This is a genomic window from Trichocoleus sp. FACHB-262 (genome assembly GCF_014696035.1).
Taxonomy (GTDB): domain Bacteria; phylum Cyanobacteriota; class Cyanobacteriia; order FACHB-46; family FACHB-46; genus Trichocoleus.
Map to the genome: position 1 here is coordinate 67643 of NZ_JACJPK010000027.1, position 15597 is coordinate 83239.

The window sequence follows — 15597 nt, forward strand, 5'->3', positions numbered from 1 at the left end:
CGCTCATAGGACGGAAGCAATCTATAAAAAGCTGGATTCGATGCTCCTCATTCCACGCCTGGCTCTGTATAAGCTTGCAGATTCTCAGTGGGGAAGTTGCGGAGAGTGCGAGTGGCCCGGTTGAGTAAAGCGCTAGAGCCGCGCACGACCACTAAATACTTTCCAGCATCGAGGCGATCGCGGTAAGGCAAGGTATCGCCACCCCCGATCAGCAAACCTCCTCCGCCTCCGATCACCGCCCCGCCCATTGCCCCAGAAATAGCACCGAGGACGCCACCGATCAGATGGTTACCCAAGCTCCCAGCCCAACTAAATAATTCGATGCCTGTAATGAAGTTAAAGACATAACCTGCTGCAAACCCAAAGGGAGCCAACCACAGAATCATTAGCATGGCTTGCTTGCGAGCGTCTGCGTTGGGGTCTAACAAGCCGTACTCGTCGGCACTCTGATACCCTTTGCCCAAAATCGCCACTTGATTAGGCTTGAGTCCTTCTTTTTCTAAAGCTGAGTAAGCTGCTTCAGCTTGAATGCGATCGCTCAGTACAGCAACAAGGTAGTTCATAACTTGGTTGAGAATTTCATCACCGGATCTAGTAATAGCAGAACGTAGAGAAGTCAGGAGCCGGAAGTCGGAAGCCCGAAGAGTTCTATCACCCTAGTTCTGGGAAAATCTCTCCCGGGAGTATTGATCAAGATCAAAAAACTTTTGGGGGATCAGCAGCGGTGAGACGCTTTAGTTCTACAATGGCCTATTGTGGCAAATCGTCTTTATAGTAAGCCGTTACAACGCTGCCGCTCAATTGCTGCTGACTTGTTCAGTGGGGCAAGTTCTCCCTTTCGCGTTAAATCTGCCTACCATGTCAAAGGTTCTCGTCTCCGATCCCATCGACCAAGTTGGAATTGATATTCTCTCCCAGGTGGCCCAAGTTGATGTCAAAACTGGCTTACCCCCCGAAGAACTAATCCGGATTATCCCGGAGTACGATGCCTTAATGATCCGCTCTGGTACGCGGGTAACTCAAGAAATTATTGAGGCTGGCACGCAACTCAAGATTATTGGTCGAGCTGGCGTTGGTGTAGACAACGTGGATGTGCCTGCTGCCACCCGTCGCGGGATTTTGGTGGTAAACTCGCCCGAAGGCAACACGATCGCAGCGGCAGAGCACACGCTAGCAATGATGCTGTCTCTGTCTCGCTATATTCCTGACGCTAATCAATCGATCAAAAGCGGTCAATGGGACCGTAAGACCTATGTAGGCGTAGAAGTCTACAAGAAAACCTTGGGGATTGTGGGCTTAGGCAAAATTGGGGCGCATGTTGCCACTGTTGCCAGAGCGATGGGCATGAAACTGCTCGCTTACGATCCTTTCGTTTCGACAGAACGGGCGGAACAGCTAGGTTGCCGCCTGGTAGAACTCGATTTGCTACTACGCGAGGCCGACTACATTACGCTGCATTTACCTAAAACCCCAGAAACGACTCACTTGATCAATGCAGAGTCGTTGGCAAAAATGAAGCCCACGGCGCGAATCGTCAACTGTGCCCGTGGCGGCATCATTGATGAAGACGCTTTAGTGGAGGCCGTTAAAACTGGCAAAATTGCGGGTGCAGCCATAGACGTATTCGAAGCTGAGCCTTTGGGAGAATCCTCTCTGCGATCGGCAGGTAAGGATCTGATCTTGACGCCTCACTTGGGCGCTTCGACTGAAGAAGCTCAGGTCAACGTGGCGATCGATGTGGCTGAGCAAATCCGCGATGTGCTTTTAGGTCTGCCCGCTCGTTCTGCGGTCAACATCCCTGGTTTGCGCCCCGAAGTGTTGGAAAAACTGCGTCCTTATTTGCAACTAGCTGAAACCCTAGGCAATTTGGTGGCTCAGTTGGCTGGCGGTCGGGTGGAAAGCCTGAATATCCGTTTACAAGGCGAGGTTGCTAGCAGTGATACGCAACCCATTGTGATTGCGGCGCTGAAGGGTTTACTCTCCCATGCGTTGCAAGAGCGGGTTAACTATGTGAACGCCAGCATTGAGGCCAAGGAACGCGGCATTCGGGTGGTGGAAACTCGTGATGCGTCGGTGAAGGACTATACAGGCTCTTTGGTGGTCTCTGCTAAGGGATCGCTCGGTGAGCATTCAGTAACAGGTGCATTGTTAGGTGGTGATGAAATTCGGATTACGAACGTAGACGAGTTTCCAGTCAACGTGCCACCCAACCGTTACATGCTGTTTACGTTGCACCGCGATATGCCAGGGATTATTGGCAAGATTGGCTCTCTCTTGGGCAGCTTCAATGTCAACATCGCGAGTATGCAGGTAGGTCGCAAGATTGTGCGCGGTGATGCGGTGATGGTGCTGAGTATTGATGATCCGCTACCGGATGGGATTTTGGCTGAGATCCTGAAAGTGCCGGGGATTCGGGATGCTTATACGGTGACGTTGTAGGTTTCGTTACGCTGTAAGGCGATCGCTTAGACGCTTGGTGATTTAGATGGGGCAGTGGGGATCAATTTTGGTTCTCACTGCCTTCTTTATGTTTGAACCTGATTAGAATCCGAGCCTTGAGGGCACCTGCTCTCAAACTCCCGCTGAGGGACGGCTGCGTCCCCTAGACCCCCTCCAGATGAGTCTGGTTGTAGGTGTTTCGAGATAGTGGAATTTGAAGTCGGTGGTGTGGATGATATCAGTTATAGATCTGAAATATGGCTCTGAGAAATTTGTGGCTGTAGAGATTCTTTCTGCGTCAATCTCGATCTTTTGAGAAGATAGTTGACGGAGATTGTTACAGTTGCTTTGGCGCGTACAATACTTTCGAGTGGATGGGTTGATTGAGCATAACTTTGATCTGGGGCGGCAATCTTGGCAAATAGCTGGTGGGAAATTCAGGTTCTTTGCGATCCGGCGCTGGACGATTTAGCTTTTTGGCGGCTAGAGGATTTTGGCTGTAAAGGTACGTCTAGTGAAATTAGAGGCCATGCTTGTTTGGTGAAGGCGTATTTGCCCCAGGAACAGGCGCATCTATTGGATTTGGCAGCGTTGGCTTTGTTGCTGCGTCAAGATGCGCTGGCTGTGGGGATGCCTGTTCCAGCGGTGCAATGGGAAATTATTGATGAGGAGGATTGGTCTAGTAGCTGGAAGCAGCACTGGCAACCACAGAAGATTGGCGATCGCTTCTTAATCTATCCAGCCTGGCTGCCACTACCGGATGAGGCAACTCTAGAGGATCGTTTGCTTCTACGTTTAGATCCTGGAGTGGCCTTTGGAACAGGGGCGCACCCAACGACTCAGCTTTGCCTGGAAGCATTAGAGATGCGGATGGGGCCAGGGGCGACAGATGTGGTTGTGGCGGATATTGGTTGTGGCTCTGGCATTCTTTCGGTCGGGGCAGTGTTGTTGGGAGCGCGGAAAGCTTACGCGGTTGACATTGATCCGCTAGCGGTTCGCTCGGTTCACGAAAATGTGGAGCTAAATCAGGTTGATCCGGACCGACTGTTGGTGGAAACGGGCAGTCTCGATCGCCTGATTCAAATGACTCAGGGGCCTGTGGATGGCTTTACGTGTAATATTTTGGCTGAGGTTATCTTGGATATGATCCCTGATATGGCGGCTTTGGCTAAAGCGACTACTTGGGGGATTCTCAGCGGTATTTTGCTGGATCAAGTGAAGCCGATCGCCGATACGCTGGAGCAAAATGATTGGATTGTGGCAACGTTGTGGCGGCGGCAGGATTGGTGTTGTCTGAATATTCGTCGTTCTTAGACCTGTATCCTAGTTGACAGGGATTAGGTGAAGTCCTGATGCCAACACCTGCTAAATGGGTGCGATCGCCTCTAATCGTGGCGGTCTAAACTTTGGAAAGGATGCTGCACTGGAGAAGGGGAAATTGTCATGGTAGAAGCACCCACAGCCGATCGGATGAAATGGGCAAATGCCTTGTCAACTCGTTCTTCTTTGGAGGCGGCAATTGAGGAAGTGGTGGAACGGGCGCAGGAGAGGTTAGGCGTTGCAGCGAATTTTGGCATTTTGTTCATCTCAGCCGCCTTTGCCAGTGAGTATTCCCGCCTGATGCCTCTTCTGAAGGAACGTTTGTCGGTGCCTACCCTCATCGGCTGTAGTGGGGGTGGCATTATTGGGGTTGATTCCAGTGGCGAGGCTCAAGAGGTGGAGATGGAGCCTGCTCTGAGCTTGAGTCTGGCTTATCTGCCAGAGGTGAAAATCCAGGCTTTTCATGTGACGGCGGAGGAATTGCCGGATCTAGATAGTTCGCCGGATGCTTGGGTAAAAGTGATTGGGGTCTCGCCAGAGGATCAGCCTCATTTCATTCTGTTGGTTGACCCGATGTCTTCTAAGCTCAATGATTTGTTGCAGGGGCTAGATTTTGCTTACCCTGGCTCGATCAAGGTTGGCGGTCTTGCCAGTGCCAACGCGATGGGCGGTAACAATGGTCTGTTTTGCAATTACGAACTCCTACGAGAGGGCATTGTGGGGGTCGCTCTCAGCGGCAAAATTGTGGTGGAAACGATTGTAGCTCAAGGCTGTCGGCCCATCGGCCCTACCTACCGGGTGACGGAAGGGGAGCGCAATATCTTACTAGGGCTGGAAGTTCAAACCGAGGAGGACTTAGGAGCAAGCAATGGTCAAGGTCGTACTCCTCTAACGGTGCTGCAGGAGCTGATCCAAGAGATGAGCGAAGAGGACCGATCGCTGGCACAGCATTCGTTGTTTGTGGGGGTGGCTCGCAATGCCTTTAAGCAAACGCTGGAGCAGGGGGATTTTTTGATCCGGCAGGTGCTAGGGGTTGATCCAAGGGTAGGAGCGATCGCGATCGGCGATCGGGTTCGGCCAGGTCAACGGGTTCGGTTTCATTTACGCGATGCTGAAGCTTCGGCGGACGATCTCCGCAATTTGCTGGAGCGTTATTGCCAACAAAATTCCGACAGCCCAACTTCTGAGGCGGCTTTAATGTTTTCTTGTTTGGGTCGAGGTGAGGGGCTTTATGGAGAAGCCAATTTCGACTCGCATTTATTCAGCCGCTATTTTGGCAATATACCTTTGAGTGGTTTCTTTTGTAATGGGGAAATTGGGCCGATTGGTGGCAGCACGTTTCTACACGGTTATACGTCTGTGTTTGGGATTTTGCGACAAGCTTAGGGCGGGATTTGTAGTTGAGATGTTTGGATGATGCTTTGGTTTAACTAAATCCGAGACTTGGGGGCACTCGCCCCCAAACCCCCGCTGAGGGACGGTTGCGTCCCCCAGCCCCCCCCAAACGAGTTTTGTTGTCAGTGTTTCGATATCTTCGACTCGTCTATGGCCTACGTTCTCTTTTATTCTCTGGCTTCTACCTCCTCATTCCTGCTCCTTCATCCCTCCTGCTCCTTCATCCCTCCTGCTTTCTCTAATCTCTTCCCTGTTACTCAGATAAGCTATCCCGTTGGTTGGAGGCGATCGCGCTGCTATTTTTTTAATCTACGGATAGGCATTTAATTGCAGTTTTGAAATTTTGGAATTTTTAATATGAATAAAGATTCTGCATCTTATCCCGATCCTTCAGGTATCAATCAACCGATGACTCCTGAGGAAGTCGATCCGCAGCAAAAGCGAGAGCAGAAAGAGGAAATGGATCGCGTAGGTAAGGGTAATCTAACGGCTAACCCTGGCGATCGCATTGATGATTCTAAGAGTCTGCAAGAAAAAGCGCAGCAAGTTGCAGTGGATGCGCCAGACATCACTGGGGATCACATTGTCGTTCCTACCTACTTTGTGGTGGATGAACCCGATGGGACGCAAAAGCCCCTGCATCATGTGAAGGATGCTGAAGAAATTTCTGATGTGATTCGCCAAGCGCGGGTAGACGAAAACGGCGAACGGATTTGGCGGTAGGGTTCCTTTCGTAGGGACATGAGGCGCTCACTTTAATCTACTTTGTGAAATGTAGGAGGGATTTTATGCCCTACACCGAAGTGAAGGAGTTACCCGATGCAGTTAAGCATCACCTACCTCACCATGCCCAGGAAATCTTTCTAGCAGCGTTTAACCACGCTTTTGACGAATACGAAGGCGAGGAAGAACGGGCTTTCCGGGTGGCTTGGGCAGCTGTGAAGCGAGACTACGAGAAGGGTGATGACGGCAATTGGCATCGCAAGCCTGACTAAGCATCAGATAACTTTCCCAGGGGCGCAACGTTGCGCCCTTGCCTTATTTAATTGCTTACCAATAACTATTATTAACTGCGATCGCAGTTAAATATTTAGAAATCTAAGAAATCTAAGTAGAAACCAAAGCGAATAAATTTTAGGAGTTACATCGATGAACCTCAAGGCAGTTTGGACGCTGCTAAAAGATACGGTAACTGAATGGCAAGCAGATAAAGTGCCCTTGCTAGCAGCAGCGTTGGCCTATTACACGGTGTTTTCTCTCGCGCCCCTACTCGTCATTGTGATTGCGATCGCAGGGTTCGTTTTCGGCCCTGAGGCGGCTCGTAACCAACTAGACGAACAAATTCAAGGTCTAGTTGGCCGACAAGGTGCTGAGGCCATTCAAACCATGATCCAGAGTGCCTCCCACCCTTCCTCTGGCATCGTTGCCACGGTAATCAGTGTAGTGACACTGCTTTTGGGGGCTTCCGGCGTTTTTGCCCAGCTACAAGATGCGCTGAATACAATTTGGGAAATTCCACCTTCTAAGGAAGGTGTTAAAGGTATGGTGAAAGCCCGTGCCACTTCTTTTGCTATGGTGCTAGTAATTGGCTTTTTACTATTAGTTTCTTTGGTGGCGAGTGCGGCGCTGGCGGGAATTGGCAACTTCTTCGGCCATTTAATCCCTGGCCTCGCCATCCTCTGGCAGCTCGTCAACTTTGTGATTTCCTTCGGGGTTATCACTCTCCTCTTTGGCTTGATTTACCGAGTGCTACCAGATGTCAGAGTACCTTGGGGTGATGTGTGGCATGGTGCCATTGTCACTTCTTTACTGTTTACTGTAGGTAAGTGGCTGCTCGGCCTTTATCTAGGCAATAGTGGTGTTGCCTCTCCCTACGGGGCAGCAGGTTCTTTCGTAGTGGTTTTAGTTTGGGTTTATTACTCAGCCCAAATTCTGTTGTTTGGGGCGGAGTTTACCCAGGTTTATTCCAAGCACTATGGTTCCAAGTGGCGGCTTGCTCGCAGCAATACTCCTCTAGATGCTCAGAACGAAGCCCCCAAGCTCGGCCAAGAGCGGTAACGCCACCTATCACTCATAAACAAGCTAACCCCGCATAGACGGCTACCAGAAATAAATATGGTTCCTGAGCCGTTTGTGTAGGAGTGCCATTGACTGTAAAGTTGGCAAGCGCGATCGCACTTGCGGTAATCCCTTCGTCGCAAGCTGTGATCGTGAAATCACCCACAATGACTGGATCGGCTCTTTCAGTAGTAGGGGCGGGCTGGGGATGGTTATCAGGAGCGGCAACGACAAACCGAATTTTGTACTGTCCAGCCTGATCTAAAACTAAACAAGGCGTTAGGCTATCTGTATCCGACAAGCTGGTATGGCTATCGGTCGGCCATGCTGTTAGCTGCCAGTCAAAGGCGGGATGGTAAGTTAGAGGGCTAGTTGTCTCCACTCGTAAGTTCTGTTCAGCCGCCAGATGCATCCCTAACTCTTGCTGATTAGGAAAGGTCCCACTGACGCAGCGCGGTTGCCAGACGTTATATTTCTGGACTAACAACCATTGTTTCTCAAGTTCATAGCAAGTAGGCTGTGCTGTTTTATGCGATCGCACGAGTAGCGTTGAACCTGTAGAACTGCTAGCAGCTAGATTTGCTGGCGAGTGAGGGTTGGAGCTAGGCTCTGGGCAATCAACTAAGTTCCAGCCTGGACCTGATTTGATTGATGCTACTGTTGCGCTTAAAACTGTCAAAACCTTAGTTTTCACGGCGACCTACTTAAATCAAGTTATTGAAAACCTGAAAGTTAACTCATGCCTCTGGCTAAACCCCATACTGCTCTGTCAGAGTAAAATTTCTAGCTAAGTTCCAATCCTTAATCTCAATTTATTGGGTTTGTTCACAGTAAAAAGTATCCTGTCAACCTGAATTGAGGGTTGATCTGTGGTTTTTAAGCACTGCTTGCCAATAGCAGTTGAATCGAGGTCAACGTCAGTTTGTGATTTCTCCCATCTTTCCCTAGTGAGCGGTTGCGCCTCAGTATATTTTCTGTGTCCACACAAAAATAACGTGACTGTATTTTAGCTGACTACCTTTCTTCTGCGTAATATCATGCAGATCGAGACTAATATTTTTAACTAAATTTAATTTTGAGTGGCTACTCCTACGGCGAACTGATTTAACCTGCTCCAACACTCAGTAGCTCAAATTGGATCGAGACTGATAATCTCTACTAGGGGTGTGAATTACTTCAACTCTCTGAAACTATCTCGCTACGACGTGTGCCATGTCTGCAACTCTTGCTCGGATTACCCAGATTTACCAACAGCCGTTACCAGATCTCCTCTTTGAGGCCCAACGGGTCCACCGAGAGCATCACGATCCGCATGCAGTTCAGCTATGCACGCTCAGCAATATCAAAACTGGTTTGTGCCCAGAAGATTGTGCTTACTGCTCCCAGAGCGTCCACAACCAAACTGATCTCAAACCTCAAGCCCTGATGAATGTTGAGGAAGTATTAGCCGAAGCTCGCGTAGCTAAGGCAAATGGTGCTACTCGATTTTGCATGGGGGCTGCTTGGCGAGAAGTGAAAGATGGCCCCTTATTCGATCGCGTATTAGAGATGGTGCGGCAAGTTGCTGACTTGGATATGGAAGTTTGTTGCACTTTAGGCATGCTGAAGCTACACCAAGCGCAACAACTTAAGGCAGCAGGCTTGACTGCGTACAATCACAATTTGGATACTTCCCCTTCCTATTATTCGCAAGTAATTACCACCCGTACTTATCAGGACCGATTAGAGACGATTCGGGCGGTGAGTGAAGCGGGGATTTCTGTGTGCTGCGGCGGCATCCTGGGTATGGGCGAATCTGTGAGCGATCGCATGGAATTATTAGAGGCGCTTTGTGGCCTAGAACCCACTCCAGAATCTATCCCGATTAACTGTTTAGTTCCGGTGTCTGGGACTCCGCTTGAAGACACCGCACCTATAGATTCAATCGAGTTAGTTAGAACGATCGCCACGACTCGGATTCTGTTTCCTCAAGCAATGGTACGTCTATCTGCGGGTCGCTTACAAATGAGCGATGAGTTGCAAGCACTTTGCTTCTTTGCGGGTGCCAACTCCATCTTTACGGGACCAGTTTTGCTGACAACCCCCAACCCAGACCATAACCATGATGAGCAGATGTTGCAGCGTCTAGGCATGACCCCCAAACCTCTCTCTGCCTCAAGTTCGGTAGCATCTCCGAGTCTATAAAATTAGGGTTTAGGAATAATTGAAATTCCCCCACTCCGTTCTAAAACGGCATATTTAATTTGATCCATGCGCTCTAATCCATGCAATTCTCGCGCGGCTGCTAGGATGTCATCGGTATCTACTCGTGCCTGCTTCATCCGGTCCTGTAATAGCTTTCCTTCCGCAACGATGATGACAGGAACCCCATCAATCCACTTCTCAACTTGAGGCGATCGCTGCTTCCAGAAAGACATAACGGTATCCAGACCAACCAAAGTCAAGATTACTAAAAAGGCGTTGGTGAGAGAGAAATCTTCACCCAAGAGTGCTTGCTGCGTGGCCTCTCCTACAATTAATACCAGCACAAAATCAAAAGTTGTAATCTGGGCCAGAGAACGCTTCCCACTGAGGCGAAAGAGCAGCATCAAAATAACGTAGAGCACAACAGCCCGTAGCACCGAGTTCATTATTTAGGGATATATTAATTGATTAAATCTAAGGGTTGGTCCTGTAGTGACTCCAACCTGACCAGTTTGCCGACCTACTTGATCTGGCTGTAAGTAAAATGTCACGGCTGTAGGGCGATCGAGAGCAGTCGTGCGAAAAACATAAGTCAGGCGATCGGGGCTTGCTTCCACCCACTCTGGCTGCGGAGTCACCTGTTGCACTTCGGCTGACTCCAGGTAAGAGCGGCTCAACCAGACCTTCACCTTACCGTTCTGCTCACTGCCTGCTCCCAAGATGATTTTCAGCTTGGCTGGGGCGTGGAAGCGTCCGAAACGGTCGTACTCCAACTGTAGCGAATCGCTTGGACTGCTAACATTACCTCGACTAAGGGGACCTGAGCCGAATAAGCCCGCTAGTGCTCCTACCGCAATTAGCCCCCACCCAATCCAGCTAAGACGTTGTATCGCCCAAGCGCGGCGCTGAAACTCCAAGTCTTGGACAATCTCCAAGTCACCAACTCGCTGAATATCGTTCATGCGAGGTTGCCTACTCAAGATCGCCTAATAGGTCTTCCTTAGTAACAGAATAGTCAACTCCTTTCAGATGCTTTTGTAGTTGAATGGGATTTACCGTAACCATAACTGTCCTTGGTCATTCAAAAAAGAGATCTTGTCAAGCCATGCTCAGAAGGATAGCTGTCTCTGATTTAGGTGAACGTCCACCTTAAGAGCTACTAAGAATAAAGGAGCCAAAAATTGCTTAGCGGCGATAGCTACTAATAGAAGCTCTGTCTATCGCCTACCCATAGGTAGATATACAAATAGAGACTTGATTCGTTACATTCTCTACAGACTAGTGACGCTAAAATCCATTAAAAATCTATAAAAGTATAAAAAATCTTATGGTCACAACGCCTCCCTCTCAACTCTCTACCGAACAGTATGAGGTTACAGATGCTCAGGAGAAAGTTGAATCGCTGGTAGTAGCGGCTCCTAAACCCGATAGTGAAATTGATTTAGAGTTTCTTTACACCAGGGATATTGAGTTCCGCCAAGAAACGATTTACTTCATCGTGGTCGATCGCTTTCATGATGGCGATCCTGACAACAGCGAGGGTCCCAATGCCGAACTATACGATCCAGAAAGGCAAGATTGGGGCAAGTACTGGGGCGGAGATCTTCAGGGTGTAATTGATAAACTCGATTATCTGAAAAATCTAGGTGTGACGGCAATTTGGCTCACACCGTTATTTGAGCAGGTAGAAGAACTGTTTGTAGCACAAGCAGCAATTCACGGTTACTGGACTAAAGACTTTAAGCGCATCAACCCTCGTTTTATTGCGGAGGGCGAAGACCCTTCCCTAAACAACACGCAGGAGACGAGAAATACTACCTTCGATCGCTTGATTGAGGAGATGCACAAGCGCCGAATGAAGTTAGTGCTCGATATTGTCTGTAACCACAGCAATCCTGACTTCAGCGGCAAGAAAGGAGAACTGTATGACGACGGAGTCAAGATTGCCGACTTCAATGATGATAAAGACAATTGGTATCACCACTATGGCGAGGTGACCAATTGGGAAGATGAATGGCAGGTGCAAAACTGTGAGTTATCTGGTTTGGCTACCTTTAATGAAAACAATATCCAATACCGTAACTACATCAAATCAGCGATTAAGCAGTGGCTCGATCGAGGTGTGGATGCTTTACGGGTAGACACAGTTAAGCACATGCCCATTTGGTTTTGGCAGGAATTCAACGCCGATATTCTGAGCCACAAACCGGATGTGTTTATCTTTGGCGAGTGGATTTTTAGCAGTCCATTCAGCGATCGCTCGGTTGAGTTTGCCAACGAATCTGGCATGACCATGCTGGACTTTGGCCTCTGTCTAGCCATTCGCTCCACCTTGGCACAGGGATCAGATCTAGGGTTTCAAGAGATTCAAACTATTTTTGACCTTGATCATCGCTATAAGGGTGCAAATGAACTGATTACCTTTATTGATAATCACGACATGCCACGCTTTCAAAGCCTGAATTCAGATCCAGATCTGGTGAGGCTGGCGATCGCCTTAATCATGACTTGTCGGGGAATTCCTTGCATCTACTACGGCACTGAGCAGTATCTACATGATGATACCAATGGTGGTGATGACCCTTACAACCGTCCTATGATGAGCCAGTGGGATACCGATACACCGCTATATCGGGATATCCGTTTGCTGTCTGGTTTGCGTCGCCTTAACCCTGCGGTGTCAATGGGGGGCCAGTGGCAAAGATATCTCACACCTAATGTTTATTGTTATATCCGGCGTTACCGTGACTCTGTTTGTTTCGTGGCGATGAATCGCGGCGAAGCCAGCCAAGTGCCCGAGGTCATCACTGATTTACCCGATGGTGAACATACCTGCATTCTGACCCGACGCAAGTTTGAAGTGGTAGATGGCAAACTGATCAACTTAGAACTAGAACCTCGTGATGTCATCGTATTGAGTCATGTGGGCGAACGAGTGAAGGGCCAGACCATCGTACGGGCGCAACTCAACGGGGTACAAACCAAGCTGGGTGAAAGAATTGCCGTAATTGGTGACTGCCCAGAACTGGGTAACTGGGATATTGCGAAAGCCTATCCCTTGGATTACATCAACACCAACACTTGGTTTGGAGAAATTCCGTTTGATGAAAGTGCTGGCAAGCTGATTAATTACAAATATGTTTTGCTACGCGAAGGTCAATCCCCCATCCGGGAAAACATTGTCTCACGCCGTTGGGTCATTGCCAGCGAAGGCACCGTGAAGTGGCGCGATACTTGGTCCTCTGGACGCGAATCATAAGCAGAAACATCAATACAGGAAGTCATACATTGTGAAAGTAGGCGCTCATTACCTAAATGACGCTCGGTGTCAGTTTACCGTTTGGGCACCGTTGCGCGAAAAAGTTGCTGTAAAGATTTGGTCTCCTAACGAGCAAGTGCTACCCATGCAGCCGCTGGAATACGGTTACTGGCAGGTAGTGGCTGAAGGAGTCACACCAGGAACACGCTATGTCTATCAATTGGATGGTGAGAGCGATCGCCCTGATCCAGCTTCTCATTTCCAACCCGAAGGAGTGCATGGTCCTTCAGCAGTGGTTGATCAGTCTGGCTTTGATTGGACGGATGGAGCTTGGACAGATATCGCTCAGGAAGACTTGATCATCTATGAGCTACATATCGGCAGCTTCACGCCTGAAGGTACTTTTAAAGCCGCGATCGCGTCTCTCCCTCGGTTAAAGGAACTAGGAATTACCGCGATCGAGATCATGCCTGTGGCGCAATTCCCCGGTGAGCGGAATTGGGGCTATGACGGGGTATATCCTTACGCAGTGCAAAATTCTTATGGGGGTCCAGAGGGCTTTAAGCGCTTGGTGGATGCCTGCCATCAAGCAGGATTAGCCGTAATCTTGGATGTTGTCTACAACCATGTGGGGCCAGAGGGGAACTACTTGGGCGACTTCGGCCCTTACTTCACGAAAAAATACGGTGGAGACTGGGGTGAAGCTCTTAATTTTGATGGTGCTTACAGTGATGGAGTTACTGATTACTTCCTCGACAATGCTTTGTATTGGTTGGAGACATTTCACATTGATGGCTTGCGCTTAGATGCTGTTCAAGGCATTTTTGATCTCGGTGCTAAACACTTCCTGGATGAGTTGAGCGATCGCGTGGAAGTTCTCTCTCAACAGCAGGGAAGAAACCTCTTTTTGATTGCCGAGAGTGATCTGAATGATGTACGGACTATTCGTCCTAAATCACAAGGCGGTTACGCGATCGATGCTCAGTGGTGTGATGACTTTCACCATTCCCTACATACCCTGTTAACGGGGGAGCAGCAGCACTATTACCAAGATTTTGGGCAATGCCAGGATTTAGAGAAATCTTTACGGGAAGGCTTTGTCTATTCTGGGCAGTACGCACCCCATCGCAAGCGTCGCCACGGCAACTCATCTGCGGCTGAACCTGCTGAGAAGTTTATTGTCTATATCCAAAGTCACGATCAGGTAGGCAATCGCATATTGGCTGAAAGGCTGCCAAAACTCACTTCCTTCGAGGGTTTGAAGTTAGCGGCAGGGACAATTTTGCTCTCTCCCTATCTGCCAATGTTATTTATGGGCGAAGAATATGGCGAGGAGGCACCCTTCTTCTATTTCATTAGTCACTCTGATCCAGAACTGATTGAAATGGTGCAGCGATCGAAGGAAGAAGAGTTTGAGAAAGTAGGAATGACTGGAGATCCTTACGACCCTCAGTCTCCAGAACCCTTTCAAAAAAGCAAGCTGAACTGGGAACAGCAATATGGCGGAAAACATCAGGTGCTGTGGGAGTTCCATCAGCATCTAATCACCTTACGCCGTAGCCATCCTGCGCTGAAGCAGCTTGATAAACATTGCTTAGAAGTTTCTAGCCGCGAAACCGATAAGTTGATCCTGATGCGTCGCTATGCAGAGAGGAGCCAAGTTTTTTATGTAATCAACTTTGGCGATCGCGCCACTACCTTTGAGGCAGATCCACATAGCCAAAACTGGCAAAAAATTCTTGATAGCTCTGAACCAAAATGGTTAGGATCTAGTTCGACTCTGCCAGAAAAGCTAGCAGCCCATGAGTCAGCCGAGATTCCAGCCAAGACCTTTGCCTTGTACGAAGCTTCTGTCTAGAACATGGCTAGCCCCAAGCATTAGGATACATTTCCTAGCACTTGGGGCTAGCTTGGAGATTAAAGTTCTGCTGAACTATCCGTAGCAGGGATATGTTGCATGGGATATCTCTGGCGCGGCATGGGAGCCGAGATCAGGAGAATCCTCTCTAATAACCCAGGCGCAATCCGTTGGCACCAGGCGGCTAAATGACCTTGCCATCCGACTAAAATCTCAGCAGATTCCTTGCGCAGCCCAGTCACCAATGACTGGGCTACTTGCTGGGGAGTCATGGGGACGGCCCAGCGGAACCAGTGGAGATCTCGGACCATATCTGTGTCGGTCAGAGAAGGTAACAAGGCTGCAACCTGAACGTTATAAGCCATTAACTCACCTCTTAAGGCTTGAGTGAATCCTAAAATTGCAAACTTAGTGGCGGAATAGGTGGCCATTGTGGGGGCTGCGACCTTGCCCATCAAGCTAGAAACATTCACAATTTGTCCTTGTCGCTGGGCGGCCATGCGTCGGGCAATCAGACGAGTAATGGTATACATCCCCACTAGATTGACAGCGATCTCGTCCTGGACATTTGCTAGCTTCGACTGCAAAAAAGGCACTTGATGGGCAATGCCAGCACAGTTGACCAATAGATGAATCGGGCCATGATCTCGCCAAGCTTGAGCGATCGCAATACTGACTGCCACAGGCTGAGACAGATCTAAAGCCAAAGTCACAACTTCCACATCCAGCGCTGCAATCTCTGTGGCGATCGCTGCTAACCGTTGTTGATCGCGGGCCACTAAGAGCAATCGTTTGATCCCTTGCTGAGCGAGTTCCAAAGCGATCGCACGGCCAATCCCGCGAGAAGCCCCAGTCACAAGGGCTGTTTTTCCTTGAATATCCATAACCAAAGCCTCCAAAATTGAGGTCTTGTTGTGAGCTGATACCGAACCAAATAACTCCCTAAAGTTATCTTCTCGGCAAGTCTTGAAATACGAGAGGAACCTCGGTGAGAAACAGAACTTTCACAAGCTAGCAATGGGATCAAAGAGCTGCAACATTTATTAATGAAGAATCTAAGTTGTTACACAACAAAATGAGGCTC

Annotated in this window: 14 protein-coding genes; 9 read left to right on the forward strand and 5 right to left on the reverse strand. The window is 49.1% G+C overall.

Annotated elements, in window-relative coordinates; all coding sequences use genetic code 11:
• Positions 1-47: 47 nt before the first annotated feature.
• Positions 48-563 carry a hypothetical protein gene (locus tag H6F68_RS05505; RefSeq protein ID WP_190441798.1) on the reverse strand — a complete coding sequence of 172 codons (516 nt, stop codon included), beginning with the start codon at positions 561-563 and terminating at the stop codon, positions 48-50.
• A gap of 295 nt (positions 564-858) precedes the next feature.
• Between H6F68_RS05505 and serA the strand changes: the two genes are divergently transcribed.
• The 6 genes from serA (at position 859) to H6F68_RS05535 (ending at position 7212) form a co-directional block, all read left to right on the forward strand.
• Positions 859-2439 (forward strand): phosphoglycerate dehydrogenase, encoded by a 1581-nt coding sequence (gene serA / locus H6F68_RS05510; RefSeq protein ID WP_190553957.1) that lies wholly within the window; start codon positions 859-861, stop codon positions 2437-2439.
• Positions 2440-2853: 414 nt separating this feature from the next.
• On the forward strand, positions 2854-3753 hold the full coding sequence (prmA, locus tag H6F68_RS05515) for a 50S ribosomal protein L11 methyltransferase (protein WP_190441794.1): 900 nt from the start codon (positions 2854-2856) through the stop codon (positions 3751-3753).
• Positions 3754-3882: 129 nt separating this feature from the next.
• Positions 3883-5145 (forward strand): FIST N-terminal domain-containing protein, encoded by a 1263-nt coding sequence (locus H6F68_RS05520; protein ID WP_399312965.1) that lies wholly within the window; start codon positions 3883-3885, stop codon positions 5143-5145.
• Between the two features lie 366 nt (positions 5146-5511).
• Positions 5512-5877, forward strand: a complete 366-nt coding sequence (locus tag H6F68_RS05525; protein WP_190441792.1) for a hypothetical protein — start codon at positions 5512-5514, stop codon at positions 5875-5877.
• A 65-nt stretch (positions 5878-5942) separates the two neighbouring features.
• Entirely contained in the window at positions 5943-6149 is a 207-nt protein-coding gene (locus tag H6F68_RS05530; RefSeq protein ID WP_190441789.1) for a ChaB family protein, read from the forward strand.
• A gap of 154 nt (positions 6150-6303) precedes the next feature.
• The gene (locus tag H6F68_RS05535; RefSeq protein ID WP_190441787.1) at positions 6304-7212 is read left to right on the forward strand and encodes a YihY/virulence factor BrkB family protein; all 909 of its coding nucleotides are present in this window, start codon (positions 6304-6306) and stop codon (positions 7210-7212) included.
• A 13-nt stretch (positions 7213-7225) separates the two neighbouring features.
• Here the strand turns inward: H6F68_RS05535 and H6F68_RS05540 are convergent, their stop codons facing one another.
• A complete protein-coding gene (locus H6F68_RS05540; RefSeq protein ID WP_190557122.1) occupies positions 7226-7906 on the reverse strand; it encodes a hypothetical protein in 681 nt (226 codons plus the stop codon).
• Positions 7907-8424: 518 nt separating this feature from the next.
• Between H6F68_RS05540 and bioB the strand changes: the two genes are divergently transcribed.
• Complete coding sequence (gene bioB, locus H6F68_RS05545; protein WP_190557124.1) at positions 8425-9396, forward strand: biotin synthase BioB; 972 nt, start codon at positions 8425-8427, stop codon at positions 9394-9396.
• Between the two features lie 2 nt (positions 9397-9398).
• Here the strand turns inward: bioB and H6F68_RS05550 are convergent, their stop codons facing one another.
• Together H6F68_RS05550 and H6F68_RS05555 are read right to left on the reverse strand one after the other, a co-directional pair.
• Positions 9399-9842 carry a DUF421 domain-containing protein gene (locus H6F68_RS05550; RefSeq protein WP_190557127.1) on the reverse strand — a complete coding sequence of 148 codons (444 nt, stop codon included), beginning with the start codon at positions 9840-9842 and terminating at the stop codon, positions 9399-9401.
• A 3-nt stretch (positions 9843-9845) separates the two neighbouring features.
• Entirely contained in the window at positions 9846-10358 is a 513-nt protein-coding gene (locus H6F68_RS05555) for a hypothetical protein (RefSeq protein WP_190557129.1), read from the reverse strand.
• A 365-nt stretch (positions 10359-10723) separates the two neighbouring features.
• On the opposite strand from H6F68_RS05555, the gene H6F68_RS05560 reads away from it, so the two are divergent.
• Together H6F68_RS05560 and treZ are read left to right on the forward strand one after the other, a co-directional pair.
• Positions 10724-12655, forward strand: coding sequence for an alpha-amylase family glycosyl hydrolase (locus H6F68_RS05560; protein WP_190557131.1), 1932 nt, complete (start codon positions 10724-10726; stop codon positions 12653-12655).
• 31 nt (positions 12656-12686) lie between these two features.
• Positions 12687-14513, forward strand: a complete 1827-nt coding sequence (gene treZ / locus H6F68_RS05565; protein WP_190557133.1) for a malto-oligosyltrehalose trehalohydrolase — start codon at positions 12687-12689, stop codon at positions 14511-14513.
• 59 nt (positions 14514-14572) lie between these two features.
• On the opposite strand, the gene H6F68_RS05570 is transcribed toward treZ, so the two are convergent.
• Positions 14573-15397, reverse strand: a complete 825-nt coding sequence (locus H6F68_RS05570) for an SDR family oxidoreductase (RefSeq protein ID WP_190557136.1) — start codon at positions 15395-15397, stop codon at positions 14573-14575.
• Positions 15398-15597: the final 200 nt, after the last annotated feature.

Bases quoted from the DNA above. Each gene is read 5' to 3' on its own strand.
- H6F68_RS05505 (WP_190441798.1), bottom strand. From the start codon at position 563: ATGAACTACCTTGTTGCTGTACTGAGCGATCGCATTCAAGCTGAAGCA.
- serA (WP_190553957.1), top strand. From the start codon at position 859: ATGTCAAAGGTTCTCGTCTCCGATCCCATCGACCAAGTTGGAATTGAT.
- H6F68_RS05520 (WP_399312965.1), top strand. From the start codon at position 3,883: ATGGTAGAAGCACCCACAGCCGATCGGATGAAATGGGCAAATGCCTTG.
- H6F68_RS05525 (WP_190441792.1), top strand. From the start codon at position 5,512: ATGAATAAAGATTCTGCATCTTATCCCGATCCTTCAGGTATCAATCAA.
- H6F68_RS05530 (WP_190441789.1), top strand. From the start codon at position 5,943: ATGCCCTACACCGAAGTGAAGGAGTTACCCGATGCAGTTAAGCATCAC.
- H6F68_RS05535 (WP_190441787.1), top strand. From the start codon at position 6,304: ATGAACCTCAAGGCAGTTTGGACGCTGCTAAAAGATACGGTAACTGAA.
- bioB (WP_190557124.1), top strand. From the start codon at position 8,425: ATGTCTGCAACTCTTGCTCGGATTACCCAGATTTACCAACAGCCGTTA.
- H6F68_RS05550 (WP_190557127.1), bottom strand. From the start codon at position 9,842: ATGAACTCGGTGCTACGGGCTGTTGTGCTCTACGTTATTTTGATGCTG.
- H6F68_RS05555 (WP_190557129.1), bottom strand. From the start codon at position 10,358: ATGAACGATATTCAGCGAGTTGGTGACTTGGAGATTGTCCAAGACTTG.
- H6F68_RS05560 (WP_190557131.1), top strand. From the start codon at position 10,724: ATGGTCACAACGCCTCCCTCTCAACTCTCTACCGAACAGTATGAGGTT.
- H6F68_RS05570 (WP_190557136.1), bottom strand. From the start codon at position 15,397: ATGGATATTCAAGGAAAAACAGCCCTTGTGACTGGGGCTTCTCGCGGG.